Here is a 21,544-nt window from a genome sequence, read left to right on the forward strand (position 1 = left end):
AAAAAATCCCAGACTTGGTAACTGTTAATCATAGGCTGAGTATGTTTTTCTTAAGGTAATGGCATGCTAGCGGTCATTACTTTTTGCGGTAATATTTTTGCCACATCATATAAGTGACGCCAAAGCGCTGAAAGTATAACAAAATTCAAGCAGCGAATGGATGCTAGGTAGTAGTAGCGTAGCAAAAGATATGGTCAAGGATACCAAAAAACAAAGACTTAACAATAGCGTCTTATTGTGAAATAGCATCATCAATGCTACTATCAAATGGCAATAATTCCCTGCATTTAGCACACGGTTTATTAGTATATAATAGATCCTATTATCTGCTGCTAAATCAGTTTTGAGCAGCGAGTTACCATCGTTTTAGCAGATAACTAATAGCTAGTTAATCATGTTTGTTTTTAGTGATTTAGTATCGTTTGCTCATTATATTATTATCCCTTTTACTTTTTTCTGTTTAGGTTACCTAACTTGTTTACCACTTTTATGTTTGTACCTCGTTTATGTCGTCCGCGCGCTTGTAAAGAAGCGTCTGCTAAACCTCCTCCGACATCACGCTATTCAAAGCGTCTTAGTCGTACCAATTCAATTGCTGGATTATCAGCACTGACGGCGATGCTGCTATTGCCATATCCAGCTTTTGCCGCTGATGCTTTAGCAGAGCCGACCGCGATCAGTGTGCTATTACTCATACTTTTTGTGGTTGTCGCTATCGGTATCTCGTTTGTCTGTTCATTGGCTGAGTCTGCATTACTGAGCATGACGCCGTCTTATATCGCTGATGTTCAAGAAAGCAATCCGAAAAAAGCAAATATGCTAAGACGCTTAAAGGTTGATAATATCGATCAGTCATTGGCGGCTATTTTGACTTTGAATACAGTGGCTCATACATTAGGTTCTATCGGTGCTGGTGCCCAAGCCACGATTGTGTTTGGTAGTGCTTGGTTTGGACTGTTTTCTGCCATTATGACCTTGGCGATTTTGTTTTTATCTGAAATTATTCCAAAAACGCTTGGGACACTATACTGGCGTCAACTAAGCGGTATGGTCGCTTACTTCGTGCGAGGCATTATCCTGCTGTTGTATCCACTTATTTGGATCTCAGAAAAGTTAACCAAATTGCTAGTACGTGGCAAAGAACCCCAAGCATTCAGTCGTCGTGAATTTGCGGCACTTGCCAGTATCGGTGAAGAGTCAGGACAGATTGACCCACTAGAATCGCGCATTATTCGCAATTTACTAGCATTTGGTGCGATCAAAGTCGAAGATATCATGACCCCGCGTTCGGTGATGTTGGCGTTTGAAGAAAACAAAACAGTCGCTGAATTATTGGTTGATCGCCCAAAATTGACGTTTTCACGACTGCCAATTTATGATGGTGACTTAGATAACATCACAGGTTTCGTATTAAAAACAGACATGTTATTAGCAAAAGTAAATCATGCGATGCACAAGCCATTGACTCAGTTTAAACGTGACATTACTTTTGTTTTTTCAAAAATGAAACTGTTTGATTTGTTAGAGCTGATGCTAAAAAACCGTATACATATTGCGATTACAGTCGGTGAGTATGGTGAAGTCAAAGGTTTGGTTACTTTAGAAGATGTATTTGAGACGCTATTGGGACTTGAGATTGTGGATGAAATAGACCGCGTCGAAGACATGCAAGCACTGGCTCGACAAATGATGGACAGACGAGTAGAGCGATTGGGCATGAAGCTTAGTGATGATGAACAACAATACGAAGATAATAGTACGGACGCTAAGTAAGCTTCCGTTTGGCTTATTAAATTTAGATTAGATTGACAGAAAGCGAATCAAAACTGGAGCAAAAACTGAATCGTGTACTGCGTAAGCGGCTCAGTTAGTATATTTTGTATTTATGATAACGATGGGCAGTGACTCATATTTTCAGAAATAATTGTGCCATATGGTTGGTATTTTAGTATTCGCAATAATTACACAGGGTGTCACATAGCTGTGAGAATTGAATGATAGTCTCACTCTATGGTAAAAGTACGCTGTCATCATTAATAAGTAGGTGATGATTAAACAGATATTTTTTACAATTAGAATGAAGAGGGCACATGCTAGCCAGTGCTCGCTTCATTTATCATGATGTTAATTAGTAATAAACGACTACTATATTTAATCAATAAAAAACGTTAGTCATCAAAAGATGGCAACAACGATAACAGCATTGCTAAGGATTATGATGAAACGATTATGGGGAAAAGGGCTTTTGGCATTATTGCTAAAAAGTGCCAGCGTGGCGGCGGTAGTGACCGTTGTAAGTACTGTAAGTATCAGTGCACAAGCGGCAGCCATGACCGAAGCTTTGGTACAGAACTATATAGCAGCAATGAAGTCATCAGCGAATAGCCAAAATGTCAATCAGGTCGCGCGTCTTGTCTCTGACGATGCACTGATTTCATTATCTAGAAAAGGTAAGTCTACCAGTTTAGATAAAGATGCTTATTTGAAGTTGTTGCAAAATAGTTGGAATAATACCTCTAATTATCGTTATGATATTTCTGTGGATAACATTGTTATTACGGGCGATCAGGCCAAAGCCAATGTGACGACCAATGAGAGTTGGGTAAAAGATGGTAAAAATGTTTCATTTGTCACTACATCAAGAGTGACGCTGACGTTATCGACTGGTAATGCGGTGCTGCTACGTGCCGTATCACAAGTAACGATTAATTAATCGTTACTCGACCAATAACTCAGTACTGGCTAGTCAGCAATCAGGCATTATCAACAATTAGGTATTAATGGATAAGCATTGATTAAGAAGCGTCTTTATCAATGGATAATCAAAAAATAGTGCTTTAAGTAGGGTCTTCTAAAGCTAAGCATTCCATCATAAATAGCCATACAGATCCACAATGTTGAATAATTAAATGATTGATTGCATTTCGTGAGAGGTCTGAAAATTGACTCAACTTATGATGATTATCTTTTTATATTAGACTGGTCTTTGCTTCACATTGCATACTATACTAGCAAGCAACTTTATCTTATCACTTTCTGTCGTTAGGAAACTTCCAATATCATGTATACTGTGCTATCAAAATCTCGCTCATTTATTGCGTTGCCATTGACGCTTGCGGTATCAACTCTACTTATCAGTGCTTGTAGCAATACGTCAGCGGTAAAAAAGGGTGCGACCAATAGCTCATCTGTTATTACTAAACGCCCAGCTACTAAAGCGCCTGTAGCAAGCAGCAGTACGGACTATTCAACGGCATATTTAGATGCAGATAGTTTGGATGAGTTAGCCGATTTACTCGAAGCCACTGACATGACTATGGTGGAAGGCAACAAACTTGCTATTCAGCAGTATGGTGATTTATGGAGTCGCTTACGTGCTGGCTATCGTATGAATGGCGGTCAGCCGACTTATAATCAGCGTATCGAAGGGCAAAAAAGCTGGTTTACCAGTCGACAAGACTATTTAAATCGTTTAACTGCACGTGCCAGTCGCTATATCTATCACACCGTACGAGAAGCTGAGCGTCGTAATATCCCGACAGAGCTGGCTTTGTTACCTGTCATTGAGAGCTCTTACGATCCAAGCGGTACCAGTAGTGCGGCAGCAGCAGGCTTATGGCAGTTCATTCCAAGTACGGGTCGTATTTATGGTTTGAATCAAAGCAGTACCTATGATGGTCGCCGTGATGTCATCGAATCAACTCGCGCCGCTTATGACTTCTTGACCGCACTGCATAACCAGTTTGGCAGTTGGGAGTTAGCATTAGCCGCTTATAATGCGGGTCCTGGTCGCGTGCAAAAGGCCATTGATGCTAATAGAGCTCAGGGTTTACCGACAGATTATTGGTCTCTGAGATTGCCTACTGAAACGATGAACTACGTGCCGCGTTTCTTGGCGGTAGCGGAAATTGTTGCCAAGCCTGAGCAATATGGTGTCTACTTGCCTGCTATTGCCAACCGTCAGCATTTCCGTAGTGTACCAGTGAACTATGGCGTGAGCTTGGCTGAAGTTGCGCAAATGACAGGCGTGAGCTACGACGAATTAGAAAGGCTAAATACTGCCTTAACATCAGGGCGTGTAGACTCTTCTGGTCCCCAGCGTATTATTATTCCTAATGATGTGAGTCTTAATACCGACGTTAAATTGAGCTCATTGAGAGGCAATGGTACGGGCAATATACTGGCATCGAGTAATACAAGCACACCAAGTAGCACGACCACGACGCCAAGCTATAACAACAAACCCTATACTGGCTCCTCATTACCATCGACAGGTAGCGCCTTGGCTGATTATGCTGCAAGCGCTAGTGTGCCGCAGCAAACGACCAGTTATATATCACCATCAGCCACGCCTACTAGCAGCTCTGTCTACAGTAATAACGCCTCGGTGCGTACTGAGCCACCATTGAGCACGGCAGAAACCAACAAGATCAATGCTGAGCTAAAAAGCAGCAACAGTCTACCGACCACCTCTGCTCAGATTACACAGAATAATACGATTGTCCAAGAACCACCACTGAGCAAAGAAGAGCGTGATTTTATTGCCAATCAAATTCGCAGTAACACGCCTGAAACCAATGTGATCAATGCTGATGGTAATATTAATTTATCCGCCGTACAGACGCAGCAGTCTATTCTAGAAGCCAGTGGCGAAGAGAAAAAGCTTAGCTTTGCAAAAACATCAGTAAGCAAGCCAAAACCCCAAGGTGCACGTACCACTTATACCGTCAAGCGTGGTGATACCTTGTCTAATATCGCCAGCCGTGCGGGTGTCAGTTGGCGCGATATCGCTGAATGGAATCAAATAGATGCCAGCTCTAAGCTGCTATCAGGCAGTACCTTATACTTATACAATGCAAAAACCATCGAACCGTTAAGCACAGCTAACAATGCCTCGGCAAGCCAACCAGAGAGCTATGTAGTACAAAGCGGCGATACGCTGATTGGTACTGCTAACCGCTTTGGTCTATCGGTGACTCAGTTGGCAACCTACAATAATTTGAGTAGTAGAGCGGATTTACTACGTGGTCAAAAGCTATGGCTGATACCAGGTAAGGTGACTGCGCCAGTGACCACACCTGCCGCTCCCTCGACCAAGCCAAGTAAATCAAGCACCGCTACTAAGAACTATAAAGTAAAAGCGGGCGATGGCTTGATTGCTCTCGCACGTCAGTTCAATGTTTCAACTGATACACTTGCCAGCCTCAATAATATGAGCACTACAAGCTCACTATATGTTGGTCAAACTCTAAAAGTACCTGCAAGTGTCGATTTCGATGTAGCAAACACCTCAAGCGCTAGTAGCCGTAACAGCAGCTCAAGTTCGGTGGCAACCACCAACTATAAAGTAAAATCTGGCGATACTTTGATTGGCATTGCCAATAGCGTAGGTATTAGTCCAGCTGAGCTGGCGGCGGTGAATAGCAACTTTGACGCAAAAGCACGCTTACAACGTGGTCAAACCATCAAAGTACCCGTGTCTAAAGGATTGGTTGATCGTCAGCTAAATGATAAAACTGTCAGTTATAAAGTAAAATCAGGCGATACGTTAACAGGCGTGGCGCAACGTTATAATATCGGTCTTAGTGACTTGGCAACAGCGAACAACCTGAAAACCAACTCTAATTTGATACTCGGTCGTACGATTACGATTCCTGCCAGTGGCAGCGTTGTAGCGACCTCTAGTAGCAATAATCAAAGCAGTAGTTCGGTTAGTAGCACTGCCGCGACTAGCACAGCGAGCAGTGGCAAAAAATTGGGCAATACCGAAAGCTATAAAGTTAAATCAGGTGATGGTTTGATTGCTTTGGCACGTCAATTTGGTGTTTCGATAGACGACTTGGCTGCGACCAACGATCTCGCGACCAATGCCCAGTTACAGCGTGGGCAAACGCTTAAAGTACCAAAGCTCACAGTGAGCTACACCGTTGGGTCAGGAGACAGTTTGATTGGCTTAGCACGTAAATATGGCGTCTCTACGCAAGAATTGGCTGAAATGAATAATATCGCGGCGGATACGATGCTACAGCGTGGTCAGCGCTTGACCGTGCCTAATCGTTAAGAGTAAGTGGCTTAGTAAAATAATAGCCAAGTAAATACGATTAAGACAGATCATTCTGCACAAAAAAGCTGCTCTTTATAAGAGCAGCTTTTTTGATCTATAAAATTCAATTCTCAAAATATCTAATAGCACTTATTAACTAGACGGTTTGAGTTTTGATAGTCTCAAGATAACTTCTAATATTGCTAACATAATGCATGGCTTGGCCATAACGACTATTGGTAGCTTTATTGTCACCTAAGTACGCATAAACGTTCGCCCAGCTTTTATCATCAATACCCTGATCTCGCAGTTTACGCTGAATACTCTTTACTGCATTTGGTCCCATGTTGTAGCCGGCAAGCGCAAACCAAATACGATCTGTCTTTGGCACATCAGCAAAGTCATCTTTCATTTGCTCTAAATAACGTGCGCCGCCGCCGATACTTTGGTAGGGATCGACGCGATCTGAGACCCCCATTGCTTTGGCTGTATTATTGGTCAACATCATAAGCCCACGCACGCCCGTTGGAGATACGGCATTGGCATCAAGGTGTGATTCTTGGTAACCCATGGCCACCAATAATTCCCAATCATGATTATAATTGCGTGCTTGCTCTTCAAAAGACGATTGATAATCAGGCAGTTTTTCGGTCAACGTTTTTTGGAAATGATCTTGGCTATAGGCGTCTTTTAGCAAGTTTTGATTGTAAAAGGCAGCAAGTTTTTGTGTGTTTTTTAGCTTAATGCTGTCACATAAAAAGTAACTGGCTTTTTGTGATAATGGGTCATTGGATGAATTGAACGTCCAACTGACTTTTGGATGTAAACCATTCTTTGTTAAGCTGGCGTCATAGCCGCAACTGATGTTGATAGAGGATAAGTTAAACTTGCTCTTTAACTGTGTACTGGCCGTTGTCAATGCCATGTCTACCTCGCCCGATCTCAGCGCCTTTAGGGCAGTTTCTTCATTGGCATACGCTTTTAGATCGATATCAACGCCAAGCTCGTCAGCATAAGTACGTACCAAATCAAAACCAAAGCCATGTTGAAAACCGTCAGTCGCAAAATAAGTGCTGTCACCGGGGACGGCAGCGATGGTTAACGTGCTTTCTAGCATGACGTTATCATAGGCTGGCACTGGCGCACGCATCGTCGTCAGACTCTCAGCAGGTAAAGAGAGAAGGGCAATACTAGAAACTTGGGCCAGCTTTTTGGTTCTAGAAAAACGACTCGATGTCGTCGGGGTAACGGATGAAACGATGTTACTTTTAGTGTTCGGTAGGCGTTTAGATGGACGCAGTAAATAAGAAATACGGCATCTAGCCCCTTGCGCAGATACTTTCACACGATAAGTAATACGCTGCATGGATGTCTCCTGATTTTAGCCATCCTGCTTACCGTAAAACGCTTATGAATGTATGCTTATAAAGTAGTCATACATCGATGTCGCATTTTAGACAAACACGCACTTCTTAATAAGATAAGTGCGTCGTCATCTTATTTAATAATAGTGCCGCTAATGAATTTTTATCAGATGTAGCGGTGCAGTTTTTAATTAGCTGGTTATCTACTGGCGTATTCGGTGTATCACATAAGAGGGCTAAAAAATCTCTCAAAATATCAATATAAAACATCGATATAAAGTATGAATACAAAATTATGAACGCACAACACCGAGAAGGATATAAATCGGATGATTCCTTCATCGATGCACAGATAGAGCTAAGAATAAAACAACTATATATTAAACATAGGTAAGGTCATGAACTAAGTTATTGAGACAAAACATAGAATGTGCGGGGTGCTTATACACCCAGCTTTTCTATGCTGATATTAATGACCATGTCGTCTTTAAATCATTTGTAATAGAGTCAACAGTGATTAATTTTTTGTCCAGCAATAAGGGTAAGCAAGTCACTATTCTCATTATTAATAAAAAAATGATAGAAAATTTACTCAAACATTCTATCAATTAGCGGTTGCTAACCCAGTATCGCGACACTTAAATCAAGACATACCATGCTGCTGAAAATATATCACGCACAGTGTGTCTATTAGTAAACCGTCCAAAATCTCGTTATCTATATGACCTCAATAGCTATACAACATAGTGAGATTTTAGGCGGCTATACTCATTTAAGTACCATAACCGGAAGCTGTAATAAATGGGAAGCCTCATGACAAGACATTCTTTCTTCGGATATTAATATGCGGATATTCCCTGGATTATTCAAGTGTGGTTAAGAAATTAGCGATAAAACTTAACAATTGGGCTATAGACGGTTAAAAAGGCCATTGTTATTGATGCACTATTGAAAATTGAAGCCGCAAAAATCATGCATATTGGGCAACCATACTGATTGTTATTAGCCTTGTTTTTCGAAAATTATTCTAAATTTAGATAGCTATGAGTAGAGTTGAGGACACAGCTTAAGCAGGGTTATCAATATCTATAAAGGTCACGGGTATGCCAAATGCCTGAGAAACTAGGTGACCAAGTGCTTGAATACCGCCGCGTTCTGTCGCGTGATGTCCACAAGCGAAATAATCAATGCCCAGCTCACGGGCAATATGGGTGGTACGTTCTGATATTTCGCCAGAGATAAAGGCGTCACAGCCCATCAATGCAGCTTGTTCGATCATATCCTGTGCGCCGCCCGTACAAATGCCCACATGTTCGATAATTCTGTTATCATCGATATGAGCGCTTGTACTATTCGGTGCGCTATAATTGGCAGAGATATGTAATGGCAATCGTCCTAGCGTCTGAGTAATGTGAGTAATGAGGCTTTGAGCATTCTGCGGGGTACAAGTGGCGATATTACCCACTGGATGAGACTCACTAGGGTATAAAGCGCCGATAACGGTCATGTTTAATGCGTCAGCCAGCTTGGCATTATTACCAATGACGGGATGGGCATCGAGCGGCAGATGATAACCAATCAAAGAGATACCATGCTGCATAAGTTTACGGATACGCTGACCTTTCATACCAGTGATGGGGGCAGGTTCGCCTTTCCAAAAATAACCATGATGCACCATAATGGCGTCTGCATTATCAGCAATCGCCGCATCAATCAACGCCTCACAAGCCGTTACACCAGTGATGATGCGTTTGATAGGTCGACCCCCATCTACTTGTAAACCATTAGGGGCATAATCTTTAAAAGCATCTGCTGATAAATAGTCATCACAGAATGTGGTTAGCGCTTGAACGGTAATGGCGGTATTTGAGGGCTCGGTTGCGATATTGTGTGTGGTCATGGTATTCCTTTATAATTGATTCAGTGGGGCAAGCATTTATCGCTAACATGTGGCTTTTGATAATGAGTATTTTAACATGTGGCTACAGTAGGATAGACAATCCTACTCACTGAAATGGTACACGATACGTTACAACTGTGTAGTATTGGCGGTTATAATTTATACATGTAAGCGTGCCGTATAGATAGTGCAAAAAAACAACCATCTAGTGGACTGTGAACGTTTGATAAATGCTGCTCAATGCGTCCTAATATATACCATGCTTCTCACCTTATTTATCTTCGTCTGTTTGTATCAAATTTATAGAGGTTTTATATGTCGTCATCTCGGAACACCAGCAGCAAGGCGTCTGTATTAAAATGGTTACCTTGGGTTTTATTGCTAGTCGTGATTGCCGCATTTATTTGGTTGTTTGCGAGTATGAAGACGGCATCAGAGCAGGCATGGGAGCCGCCCAGAACCACACCTGCTGAGCAGCAAGCGTCAGCACCGGTTTCTGATACACCCGCAGCGATTTCTTCTTATCATAATGCGGTTGCTCGCGCCTCACAATCAGTCGTGAATATCTACACCACGCAAACGATGGCAGAGCATCCTTATATGAATGATCCTGTGTTGCGCCGCTTTTTTGAGTTCCATGGTGCACCGTCAGAAGAGCAGGGCAATACCAATTTAGGCTCTGGGGTGATTGTCTCAGAAGATGGCTATATCGTGACCAATGCCCATGTGATCGAAAAAGCCGATGAAATTACGGTCGCCTTTAATGATGGTCGTAAGAGCCGCGCTAGAATCGTTGGCACAGATCCAGACAGTGATTTGGCAGTGATTAAAGTAGATATGACCGGTTTGGCACCACTTGGTTTTCGTAAAGAACCTATCCGAGTTGGCGATGTTGCATTAGCGATTGGTAATCCGTTCGGTGTCGGCCAAACGGTAACGCAAGGAATTATCTCGGCGACAGGACGTACTGGGCTTGGGGTCAACAAGTTTGAAGACTTTATCCAGACCGATGCAGCGATTAACCCAGGTAATTCGGGCGGCGCACTCGTTGATGCTTATGGCGAATTAATTGGTATTAATACGGCCATTTACTCACGCTCTGGCGGCTCTATGGGTATCGGTTTTGCTATTCCTACCGCTATCGTTGAGCAAGTGATGAATGCCATTATCAAAGATGGTAAGGTGAGCCGTGGTTGGTTGGGGATTGAGATACAGTCACAGTTACGTGACCCAACGCAGCTTGAAACCTCGACTGGGGTAGAAGTGCTTAATGTCGTTCCTAAGAGTCCTGCTGCTAAGAGTGGTCTGCGTATCGGCGACATTATTTTGACGATTGACGGTGTTGAGATGACGGATGCCAATACCTTGATTCAGTATGTCGCTCGTAAAGCACCGAATACCACGCTGAATGCGCAAATATTACGCCGTGGCAAAAATGCCCAAGTTAAAATCCTGTTAGAAGAGCGTCCAGCGCAAGAGCCGATGGAACGTCCGGTCGTGATTCTTGATGAAAATGTTGGTGGTATAGAAGATCCAAATTTACAAGGTGAGAGACAAGATGTGCCGATGATGTCAGAAGCCGAGCGCGACCGTATGCGTGAAGAGCTGTTGCAGCTGTTTGAAAGAGATGGCGCGCCTTTATAAGGTGATTCTTCATCACATAAAGCTCAATCAAAATAAGCTTAGTCAAAATGGCTTGAACGATGTATAGACAGTAAAAAAGCGCGTTATCTTGAAGATAACGCGCTTTTTGTTTCGACTTTTTTAGCACTATTTTGGTTAATATTACTCTATAGTAGGCTCGTGATTGATATAAATCACACCCTGTACACGGCAACAGCAGGGCAGTATCTCGTCTTCATCAATCATGGCAAGGGGCGCAAACGGATAGTCAATGACGTGTGAGCTGGCGATACGCTTGATGCGACAGCTGCCACAATAACCTTCTTTACATTGATAATTGATATCATGTCCGGTGCGTAGCAATCCATCAAGCAAGCTTTCATCGTCATGCAAGTAAAATTGTTTCTTACTCGTCATTACCCAAGTCATAGTTTTATCCTGTTTGTTTCCCTAGCATTTTTCGCTGTCTTTTATACTGCCTCTAAAGCTCAAAATCATCAAAATCGCTGTCTGATAAATCTGAGTCAATTTGACCCACCAAGTATGAGCTGATTTCCGTCTCTTGTGGGGCAACTTGTACGTTGTCAGATGACAACCATGTGTTAATCCACGGGATTGGGTTTGATTTAGAATTCGGGAATGCCACTGGTAAGCCAACCGCTTCCATACGTAAGTTGGTGATATATTCGATGTATTGGCACAGAATGTCTTTATTGAGACCAATCATTGAGCCGTCTTTAAACAGATAGCCTGCCCATTCTTTTTCTTGCTCAGCCGCTTTACGGAATATCTCGATGCTTTCTTCATAGCATTCTTTGGCAATGTCGACCATCTCTGGATCATCACGACCGATGCGCATGAGGTTAAGAATATGCTGCGTGCCCGTTAGATGTAGCGCTTCATCACGAGCAATCAATTTAATAATCTTGGCATTACCTTCCATCAGCTTACGCTCAGCAAAGGCAAAAGAGCAAGCGAATGACACATAAAAGCGAATGGCTTCTAAGACGTTGACTGCCATCAAGCACAAGTAAAGCTGCTTTTTCAGCGATTTTAAATCGACGGTAATTTGCTTACCATTGATCGTGTGCGTGCCTGCACCGTATAAGTTGTATAGCGATGAGTTATAATACAAGTCATCGTAGTACTTGGCGATATCGGCGGCGCGCTCTAGGATATGATCGTTTTGCATAATGTCATCAAAGACGATAGCAGGGTCATTGATAATATTACGAATGATATGGGTATAGCTGCGCGAGTGAATGGTCTCAGAAAACGTCCACGTCTCAATCCATGTCTCAAGCTCAGGAATCGATACCAGTGGCAATAGCACGACGTTTGGGCTACGACCTTGGATAGAATCGAGTAGCGTTTGATACTTTAGGTTACTGATAAAGATATGCTGTTCGTGTGACGACAGATTACCATAATCCATACGATCACGTGATACATCGACTTCTTCTGGACGCCAAAAGAAAGACAACTGCTTTTCGATCAATTGCTCAAAGATAGGGTGCTTTTGTTGGTCGTAACGCGCCACGTTGACCGGATTACCAAAAAACATCGGCTCTGTTAGCGCATTGTTTGGCGTTTGGGAAAAAATCGAATAAGTCATGGGACTGCCTTTATCATTGATATGGTTATTAGGTTATAGGGTTTTGACTATATTTAGTTTGACTGAATTATATTACAAGTGCTCTAAAGATATCTGTTCTGACGTCTGTCCATCATTCATATACGCTTTAAATATCTCACTCAGCTCGCTATCGTCCAAACCTTCCAATTCATCGATCGCACTCTTACGCAGCGCACTCAAGCCATCATCATCTGATAGTTGCTGCATTTCTTTCTGTACGTCTTTTTTAGTCACTCTCTTTACTGGTTTTTTCAATACTTTTGTAGCGACTTTCTTTAATGCTTCTGGTTTTGCTGCTGTGCCTTCGCCTAATTGCTCACGGACGTCTGCGATGTCGACTTCTACTTGTACGATATGCGAGCCACCATCGTTTAGGTCTGAAAATACGTTTGGGATAAACAAACCACCGTCTTTGATGATTGCGGTATATTGCACATGACCTCCGTCGTTTTTATTGTTTGTGTGTTTTAATTATGGCTGGCGTGTCGCAAGCGCATCATATACTTTGTTATTCTCTCTTTTACCTACTGCTAATACATAAACCACTACCACATCATCTTTTACGGTATATACCAGACGATAGCCTACGGTGCGTAATTTGATTTTATAAGTATCGGTATGTCCCGATAGTTTTGACGCAGGCACATGAGGGTTTGACAATCGCTGCTGTAATTTTTTCTTAAACTGTTGCTGAATACTGGGCGCTAGCTTTTTCCATTCTTTTAACGCGAGAGGATGAAACTCAAGATTATAAGTCATCCAATGTGACCTTTATAGATGTTTGCCCGTCATTCATCCGTGCGCTAACGGTTTGGCTTAATGCCATGTCGTCCATCGCTTCCATCATGCGCTCGAATACGTCTGTGGAAACTAAGTAAGCCACGGGTTTATTGTGGTTTAGAATAGCAATGGACTCGCCGTCTGACTGTTTAATCAGTGCCGAAGGGTTGGTCTTTAACTCTGATATACTGGCTGTTTGTGTTGCAAATATTGGCTGCATAATTTATTCTCCACTAATATTAGGTCTATATATAGGGCTAATATTAGCACAGAAATTAGGTCTTATTTGTTAATCTATATATTTTGTAGGGTGCGCCTCGCGTATGGTTAAACACAATTTTCATGTTGTCGGTGCGCTTGGCGCACCCTACAAATACTTCGAGCGACCACTCCCAAACACAGCCTGCATCGCCATCGTCGTTAGCAGGATATCGCTATAGTCAGGGCTAAAAAGCCTTGTTAAGGCGTCTTTATTTTTTCTTAACGGCTTTTTCGTTTGAGCGCACCCTACAATTCTAACTCACCCTATGCCGTTTGATATGGCACGATTTATAGATAACGCCCATGCTCTATTATGTATAATTCGTTGATGTGGAAGATCGCTATTGATAATTTGATTTTTCGTTAGCTTTGATAGTTCTTCCCATTCACTATTAAACACATATGTCGCATTATCAAATTCCATACTTTCAAGAATGTATACATCTTCGCTAGTAAAACCATAAACAAAGTAACCATTAAACCCTGCGCGTCCCGTAGCTAAAAAGTCTGGCTCTTTCTGAGAGATTACTCTCATTCTGTATTCAATCACTTTTCTATCTTTCTCTTCTAAATGCTCTATTCTCTGAGAAATAATATCTTTAGCTTTACTCCAAGGATACTGACCTGAAGGTAAAATATCCCATTGTAGGTGCTTTAATCGGGGACCGACTATCTCTTGTTTTTCAACATCGTATATATTGAACTCTGAAAAGCATTCAAGCATTAAATTCGTTACATGTATATTTCTAGTTTCATCTGTATCGTTTAAATCCAAAATAGAAGAAGATAAAAATAAGCTATTGTCAATATCAACTATCTCAAAGGTTTCAGAAGGTGCAGCAACATATTCTCGAGGATACTTTTTAGCAGTTCTTGTTTTCAAACCATAGTGGGTGCCACCTTGCCAATCTCTCGAAGCTCCATAAAACATAATAGATTGTGGTACTTTGGGAAGATCTTCACGCTTTATTTCTTTCCCACTAGCATTAAACTTTGTAAAGTTACCCAATATAGCAGGAATCAAATAATCACCTATACTAGGATTTTTATCAAATCCTATAAGCGTCAGTAAATTTTTGGAAATATCTTCCAATGGAACTGCTAATCTAACTTTCTCAGCATTTCCTGCAATTTTTAATAACTTAGTCAATGAACGTACGGAATTCCCTTTAAATTTCATCTAACTTTCCTTATAAAAAATAAGTTACTAACTTGAAAAATGAATACTCACTTATAATGTTTTACTTTCGGCCTATACATGGACTTTGTATATTAAAGTGAACAGCGAGCTTGACCCAAAAGCCAAACCCGCTATCCGTCAAAATTCTATTTAAAGAGTTTCTCTTGCAAACCTAGATCTTACATGCACCGCCAGCACAATCATCTTCCATATCCGCTTGCGCATCGTTCGCACCATCACGCGTGTTATGGTAGTACAACGTCTTCACGCCCAGCTTATACGCGTTTAGCAAGTCTTTTAGCAATATCTTCATCGGTACACGACCGCCTTCATAACGAACGGGATCGTAGTTGGTATTGGCAGAGATACTTTGATCGACGAATTTCTGCATGACAGCGACCAGCCTTAGGTAACCATCATTGTTTGGCATTTGCCATAGTAGCTCATACTGATTTTTTAGCTTATCAATCTCAGGCACGACTTGCTTTAAGATGCCGTCCTTTGACGCTTTGATAGAGACCAGACCGCGTGGTGGCTCGATACCGTTGGTCGCGTTGGCGATCTGACTAGAGGTCTCAGACGGCATCAAGGCAGTTAGAGTAGAGTTGCGCAGACCGTGAGTAGTGATTTCAGTACGCAGCGTTTCCCAATCGAGATGTAGCGGCTCTTGGCAGATTTTATCCAAGTCTTTTTTGTACGTATCAATCGGCAAGATACCTTGTGAGTACGTCGTCTCATTGAACGCAGGACACGCGCCTTGCTCTTTTGCCAATTTGTTTGACGCTTTCAAGAGATAAAATTGCAACGCTTCAAACGTTTGATGGGTGAGACCTAATGCTGAGTCGTCCGAATAGCGCACGCCATTTTTCGCAAGGTAATACGCATAGTTAATCACGCCCACACCGAGCGTACGGCGACGCATGCTGCCGTTTTGAGCTGCTTTGACTGGATAGTCTTGATAGTCGAGCAGGGCATCAAGCGCACGGACGATGAGCTCGGCTGGCTCTTCGATATCGCTGACGTTGTCGACTTTACCCAAGTTGACCGCTGATAACGTACAAAGCGCGATTTCGCCTGCTTCGTCATTGATGTTATCTAGTGGCTTGGTCGGTAGGGCGATTTCCATACATAGATTTGACTGACGAATCGGCGCAACGCTCGCGTCAAATGGGCTATGGGTGTTGCAATGATCGACGTTTTGGATATAGATACGACCCGTACTCGCACGCTCTTGCATCATTAGGCTGAACAAGTCGGCTGCTGGGATTTGACGGCTACGAATAGCAGGGTCATTTTCGTACTTGGTGTATAACTCTTCGAATTTGTCTTGATCTTCAAAGAACGCATCATACAAGCCAGGGGTGTCACCTGGTGAGAATAACGAGATGTCTTGACCTTTGATTAGGCGAGTGTACATGGTTTTATTTAACTGTACGCCATAATCCATATGACGGACACGGTTGTCTTCCACGCCGCGGTTGTTTTTGAGTACCAGTAATGACTCGACTTCTAAATGCCATAGTGGATAAAACAACGTCGCTGCACCACCACGGACGCCGCCTTGTGAGCAGCATTTCACCGCAGTTTGGAACAGTTTATAGAATGGGATACAACCCGTATGCTGCGCTTCACCGCCACGGATAGGGCTACCAAGGGCGCGGATGCGACCCGCGTTGATGCCGATACCAGCACGCTGTGACACATAGCGTACGATGGCGCTGGTGGTCGCGTTGATCGAGTCTAGGCTATCACCACATTCGATCAATACGCATGAGCTAAACTGACGCGATGGGGTACGCACGCCTGCCATGATAGGTGTTGGTAGCGAGATTTTGAATTGCGACGTCGCATCGTAAAAACGCTTTACGTAGTCCAAACGGTCTGACTTGTCATAACGGCTAAACAAACACATACCAACCAGCATGTACAAGAACTGCGGGCTTTCAAAGACGGTCTTGTTGACACGGTCTTGGACGAGGTATTTACCTGCCATTTGCTCAACAGCGGCATAAGCAAGGTTCATATCGCGCCAGTGATCAAGATAAGCTTCTAATTCATCAAACTCAGCACGGCTATAATCAGCTAGGATATGCTGATCGTATTTTCCTGCGTCGGTCAGTTTTTTGACATGATCATAAAGGTGCGGCGGGGTAAATTTATTGTAAGCAATTTTACGCAGATGGAAAATCGCCAAACGCGCAGCCAAATACTGATAATCAGGCGTATCTTCAGAGATAAGATCTGCTGCTGACTTGATGATGGTCTCGTGAATATCGCGAGTCTTGATACCTTCATAAAACTGAATGTGCGACTTTAGCTCAACTTGCGACACAGACACATTATCCAAATTGTGAGCTGCCCACTCGATTACCTTATGAATTTTATCCAAATCAATAAGCTCTAATCGTCCGTCACGTTTGGTCACTTTGATTTTGTCGATGTGTGTCATGTTGCCCTCTTAAGTTGATAACTTGGTAATTATTTATAATGTTGCTTATAGTGATGCTGCACAGTCAGTAAACGGCAGGCATTCTTTATAATGCTACGATGCTTGCGCCGCGATAGGTGTTTTTTTAGGCAAAAATCTACCGCTACTCATAGTGACAATTAAATTCACTGAGTACTACATATAGCGTGTTTGTTAGTAGGTAGGCACAATATAGCGGGAAAATTTTGAAAATACTATATTGATTTTAGCATCAAACTATGTTGCTGTGAGGTTGTGCTGTGTCCGAATTTTAGCAAAGGACGATGGGGTAAGGGTTAGACGCGATTGACTCAAATAATAAGTTTTTTGTAAAAATCGTATGATCATTTGCTTTTTATTCGCGAGTAAATGACCCACCAATAAGGGGACATAGAACAATAATAATGAGGGCGCAGATTGTACAGCAAACCACAAAAAATCGCCACCCGTATGAATGACGATTTCGACGGAAAAGCGGCTGGCTTTTTTTAAACGACAATTATCTATTTATACGACCAAACGAACTGTTTTGGCAGCGTCGAGTGAGGCATACAGCACATTGACCTGATCGGCTGCTGTAAGATATAGATTGACCCGTGCTGAATGGAAGCGACCCGTTTTAGACGGTTTCACTTCTATCGAGGCCAAATCAAAATCAGGGAACTGACTGCCCAAGATAAGCTTCACTTCGTTGAGTAAGTTCTCACGCTCGCCTTCATGACCAATGATGCTAAGTGGATAGTTCATTGGAAAGTCCCAAAGCTCAGGATTTTGAATATCCGTCCTTTTGCCTGTGATCACACCTTGATTGGGCGTTAGGTTGGTCATTTTTACTGATTTTTCATTTGTTGGTGCTTGGTTGTTGTTTTGATTGGTGCTGTCTTTTGGATCGTCAGTCATGATGTGTGCCTCGCTTTATTAAATGTTAGCTATTAGCATAAGAGCTTTATCCACCATTTATAGTGGCACTAAACTTATAATTCAAGTGCTAACATGGCAATGACAGTATGCTATGGATCACTGTGATCTGTCATAAATTTTGCTCAGTCATCCATGCTAATCACACGCAAATACACCTATCAGCTCATTTTTTATAAGCACAAACAGCGACATAATCCCCACGGTCGTAGCCTTCGACGACTTCTTGCACCTTGTCATTGGCATACATAGGATGGGTCAGTAAGGTTTGTGCATACTCAAAATCGACGAAACCATTGGCTTGCATCAGCGCGATTTTTTCATCAGAGGTGCGCCAATTTGCTGATTTAACCAGCTCAATAGGATAGGGGTCAGCAGGAGAGATATGCGCAAGTAGCGGATGCTCCCAAGTATTTAATGAGCTTGCCAAATTATATAAGCTCGCAAAACCGCTTTCTTTTGGCACATCGATAACAATCAATTTGCCGCCCGTTTTTAAGGCATCAAATGCTTTTTTAATACAGATATCCAAATCGTTGATGTAGCTGACACTGCCGTTAAACATGATGATATCAAACTTATTTGGCTCAATATCGCAAGTCTCGGCAGGACTAATATCCACTTGCAGACCGCGTTTTTCGGCAATGGCGGCCATGTCTTTTGAAGGCTCAATGCCGTGCCTGATATGGATATCATAATCCTGCGCCAATAGTGACTCAAGCAGTCCACTACCGCAGCCGATAGACAATATCTCACTGTCCTTATCTAAAAAATGAGCGACCAGTTTTAGCTCACTGGTCAGTAAGTTTTGGTTGTCAAAAAACCAGCTGTCATACGCGCTTGCGTGTTCATCGAATGCTGCCATGATGTTTCTCCTTGAGTATTTTTTGTTGTATCGTTAATCCACTATAAAAGAGTGACAGCGTTAACCTCGCTTAAAGTATTACTCATACATCTGCACTTGGTTGCCTTGTCACTGTTTTAAATTGAATCAACTATATTGAATAGTACGTGACGTTAAATTTGCCATAAAGCTAGCACCTTGCATAGGGGCTAGGACAGATCAAGCGCCTGCTGCCAAAAATTCACTTCCATACGTGAAGCAGTATTAAATAACTGTTTGAATTTGTCTGCCTGAGTGGGGTTGGCCTGCGCTAGTAGCGTATTAATCTGCGCTTCATTCTGCGCGGTAATCGCTTGAAATTCGTCACTGGCAAAGACATCAATCCATGGCTGGTAAGGATTGTCCGCGACAAAACCTTGTTCTTTAATGCGTTTGCCAATTTCGCCATAACCCATCAAACAAGGAGCAATCGCCGCATAAAGCTCAGCCAATGAGCCTGACATCGCAGCGTCCAATAGGTAGCGGCTATAGGCAATAGTCACGGCAGATTCAGGGGCGCTTTCTACTTCTTTAAGTGGGATGTTCCACTCATGACATAAATCGAGATACATGCCAATTTCCATATCGAGCATGGCGTTGATGCCTGCTTGACCGACATGCATTTGTGCCAGCGTATCACTCTTATACACGCTCAACGCCATCACACGGGTATAGTGAATAAGATATAAATAGTCTTGCACAAGGTAGTGACGAAAGCTGTCAGGGGCGAGCGTACCTGCCGTTAGCTGTTTGACAAAATCATGCTGAATGTAGTCATCCCATGTTGGGCAATGGTGGCGTAACGTTTGGTAGTTCATAGTATTCACTTACTGTTATAAAATGCGAGTAAGCAAAGAGTAGGAGGTGATCAGTGAGCAGGCACAAAAAAACCTTACCAGATTATGTGAATAAACCAGCAAGGCTTGCTTAGCAATAGATGCTTAAGAGGTGTGCTATAAAATGTCACGCTTGTTTCCTACGTCAGTGCTAACTGCATCAGGTTCGCGGGTAACTCTCAGCCATGATTTTGAATTGTAGTTAAAGCATCAAAAATCAAAGCACCCCGACAAGGTTTATTTTTCAGAAATAGATATAAAGTTTACATAAGTTTAAACTGCTCGTACTTAAGCAATCGGCTCTATGGTAGACGAATTCAGCCATCATTAGCAAGTGATGCGCAAAAAATCATGAATAAAGGTTGTCTTACAAGCGTAAATAGGCAAGTTTTTACCTTTTATTAAGCTAGTCAAATACCACGATAATGGCGAGAGAAAGCACTATTTTCAAATGCATTTTTTATTCATAAACGCTCTACTATTGCCTATATTATTTAGCTACCCGACGGTAGGGTATATAAAAAATATCTCATAAATTAAGTCAATATGTTTATGGGGCACTGTCTCATTTAGCATTGATTGCTTTATGATTTATAGGCGTTCAGCTAAGAGGCTATGGTAAATAACCATTGATAGGAGTGATCTCAGGCGGAATATCTGCCTCTTCTAGTGCTTCTCGCAGATTAATCTCGATAGTACGCGACAATGCAGTCAGGGGTAGCTTGTTGGCGGCTAAGCCGAAAGGCTCTTCTAGCTCTTCACTGAGGGCATCCAAACCAAAAAAGGTATAAGCGATCACGGCACAAATCAGTGGGGTCACCCAACCGAGCGAGGCCACCAAGCCAAAAGGCAACATGATGCAATACAGATAGGTCGTGCGATGGACCAGCAGCATATAAGCAAACGGTAGCGGTGTATTATGAATGCGCTCGCAGGCTGCCAATACAATGGTCATAGACGTCAGGCGCTCGTCCATATTCTGTATGACTTGCTCTGATACCAGTCCTTGACGCCGAATGTCGCCGAGCTGCTTACCCATGAGGCGCATAATATAATCAGGTAGGTTGCGCGCTTGGCGCATACTATCATGGTGTTTTGATGCGACAAAAGGCTCGACATCATGCCAAGGTGACGATCCGCGCAGGCGATGGCGCACAGCATGCGCAAAAGCAATGGTTAGGTAAATCATCGTTCGCCCAGTCTCGTGCCCATTCTCGGTATTAGCATCTATAAAAGAAAGCACTTGACGGGTTAAGCTACGCGCATCATATACCAACTGACCCCAAAGCCCTCGAGCTTCCCACCAGCGTTGATAACTGGCATTGTTACGAAATCCAAGAAATAGCGACAACGCGATTCCTAGCAAGGTAAAAGGAGCCATACCATAATAAGGAAAAGAGTCAGGAAGCCAGTGCTGAATAATTGTTATAAGTGTGCTGAGAAGCGCGATCAGCAAAATTTGCGGATAAATTTTTGGAATGACAGAGCCGTGCAGGGTAAAAAGTATCTTGAGAGCGTTTGGGGTTTGCCGGACAATCATGGTGTTTCCTAGCGGTGGTACGTATATATTTCTAGCATAGTATATAGTGTAAGATTGCATTATAGGATAAAAACCTACTAATACCAAACCCAAAATATATAGTATAATTCACT

Annotated in this window: 17 protein-coding genes and 1 riboswitch; of the genes, 4 read left to right on the forward strand and 13 right to left on the reverse strand. The window is 42.6% G+C overall.

The features are described from left to right. Positions 1-489: 489 nt before the first annotated feature. From INT03_RS05375 to INT03_RS05385, 3 genes are all read left to right on the forward strand, one after another. On the forward strand, positions 490-1,773 hold the full coding sequence (locus INT03_RS05375) for a CNNM domain-containing protein (RefSeq protein ID WP_087815657.1): 1,284 nt from the start codon (positions 490-492) through the stop codon (positions 1,771-1,773). 445 nt (positions 1,774-2,218) lie between these two features. Continuing rightward, positions 2,219-2,713 carry a nuclear transport factor 2 family protein gene (locus INT03_RS05380; protein ID WP_060490899.1) on the forward strand — a complete coding sequence of 165 codons (495 nt, stop codon included), beginning with the start codon at positions 2,219-2,221 and terminating at the stop codon, positions 2,711-2,713. A gap of 348 nt (positions 2,714-3,061) precedes the next feature. Next, entirely contained in the window at positions 3,062-6,061 is a 3,000-nt protein-coding gene (locus tag INT03_RS05385) for a LysM peptidoglycan-binding domain-containing protein (protein ID WP_193007934.1), read from the forward strand. A gap of 139 nt (positions 6,062-6,200) precedes the next feature. On the opposite strand, the gene INT03_RS05390 is transcribed toward INT03_RS05385, so the two are convergent. Both INT03_RS05390 and INT03_RS05395 read right to left on the reverse strand, forming a co-directional pair. After that, positions 6,201-7,409 carry a transglycosylase SLT domain-containing protein gene (locus INT03_RS05390; RefSeq protein ID WP_193007940.1) on the reverse strand — a complete coding sequence of 403 codons (1,209 nt, stop codon included), beginning with the start codon at positions 7,407-7,409 and terminating at the stop codon, positions 6,201-6,203. 1,064 nt (positions 7,410-8,473) lie between these two features. Beyond that, entirely contained in the window at positions 8,474-9,307 is an 834-nt protein-coding gene (locus INT03_RS05395) for a Nif3-like dinuclear metal center hexameric protein (RefSeq protein WP_193007950.1), read from the reverse strand. A gap of 315 nt (positions 9,308-9,622) precedes the next feature. Here INT03_RS05395 and INT03_RS05400 point away from each other — a divergent pair, with 315 nt between their 5' ends. Continuing rightward, positions 9,623-10,951, forward strand: coding sequence for a S1C family serine protease (locus INT03_RS05400; RefSeq protein WP_193007952.1), 1,329 nt, complete (start codon positions 9,623-9,625; stop codon positions 10,949-10,951). 141 nt (positions 10,952-11,092) lie between these two features. Here INT03_RS05400 and yfaE read toward each other — a convergent pair whose 3' ends face one another. From yfaE to INT03_RS05455, 11 genes are all read right to left on the reverse strand, one after another. Further along, positions 11,093-11,359, reverse strand: a complete 267-nt coding sequence (yfaE, locus tag INT03_RS05405) for a class I ribonucleotide reductase maintenance protein YfaE (RefSeq protein ID WP_045446158.1) — start codon at positions 11,357-11,359, stop codon at positions 11,093-11,095. 52 nt (positions 11,360-11,411) lie between these two features. Continuing rightward, entirely contained in the window at positions 11,412-12,545 is a 1,134-nt protein-coding gene (nrdB, locus tag INT03_RS05410; RefSeq protein WP_045446160.1) for a class Ia ribonucleoside-diphosphate reductase subunit beta, read from the reverse strand. A 72-nt stretch (positions 12,546-12,617) separates the two neighbouring features. Beyond that, a complete protein-coding gene (locus INT03_RS05415; RefSeq protein WP_193007953.1) occupies positions 12,618-13,001 on the reverse strand; it encodes a hypothetical protein in 384 nt (127 codons plus the stop codon). Positions 13,002-13,037: 36 nt separating this feature from the next. Further along, a complete protein-coding gene (locus INT03_RS05420; RefSeq protein ID WP_193007955.1) occupies positions 13,038-13,325 on the reverse strand; it encodes a type II toxin-antitoxin system RelE family toxin in 288 nt (95 codons plus the stop codon). Further along, positions 13,315-13,566 carry a type II toxin-antitoxin system Phd/YefM family antitoxin gene (locus tag INT03_RS05425; protein ID WP_193007957.1) on the reverse strand — a complete coding sequence of 84 codons (252 nt, stop codon included), beginning with the start codon at positions 13,564-13,566 and terminating at the stop codon, positions 13,315-13,317. Before INT03_RS05425 ends, INT03_RS05420 begins: the two co-directional genes overlap by 11 nt. A 300-nt stretch (positions 13,567-13,866) precedes the next feature. Further along, complete coding sequence (locus INT03_RS05430; protein WP_193007958.1) at positions 13,867-14,787, reverse strand: hypothetical protein; 921 nt, start codon at positions 14,785-14,787, stop codon at positions 13,867-13,869. A 172-nt stretch (positions 14,788-14,959) separates the two neighbouring features. Further along, positions 14,960-17,236 (reverse strand): class 1a ribonucleoside-diphosphate reductase subunit alpha, encoded by a 2,277-nt coding sequence (gene nrdA, locus INT03_RS05435; protein ID WP_193007960.1) that lies wholly within the window; start codon positions 17,234-17,236, stop codon positions 14,960-14,962. Positions 17,237-17,761: 525 nt separating this feature from the next. Continuing rightward, complete coding sequence (locus INT03_RS05440) at positions 17,762-18,082, reverse strand: YbeD family protein (protein ID WP_045446256.1); 321 nt, start codon at positions 18,080-18,082, stop codon at positions 17,762-17,764. Positions 18,083-18,338: 256 nt separating this feature from the next. Then, complete coding sequence (locus INT03_RS05445; RefSeq protein WP_193007962.1) at positions 18,339-19,037, reverse strand: class I SAM-dependent DNA methyltransferase; 699 nt, start codon at positions 19,035-19,037, stop codon at positions 18,339-18,341. Positions 19,038-19,225: 188 nt separating this feature from the next. Beyond that, a complete protein-coding gene (gene tenA / locus INT03_RS05450; RefSeq protein ID WP_193007964.1) occupies positions 19,226-19,873 on the reverse strand; it encodes a thiaminase II in 648 nt (215 codons plus the stop codon). A 138-nt stretch (positions 19,874-20,011) separates the two neighbouring features. Next, positions 20,012-20,131, reverse strand: a riboswitch (TPP riboswitch). A 373-nt stretch (positions 20,132-20,504) separates the two neighbouring features. Continuing rightward, positions 20,505-21,431, reverse strand: a complete 927-nt coding sequence (locus INT03_RS05455; protein WP_193007966.1) for a bestrophin family protein — start codon at positions 21,429-21,431, stop codon at positions 20,505-20,507. Between the last annotated feature and the right edge of the window lie 113 nt (positions 21,432-21,544).

Origin of the sequence: Psychrobacter sp. PG1 (genome assembly GCF_014897815.1) — a bacterium.
GTDB lineage: Bacteria > Pseudomonadota > Gammaproteobacteria > Pseudomonadales > Moraxellaceae > Psychrobacter.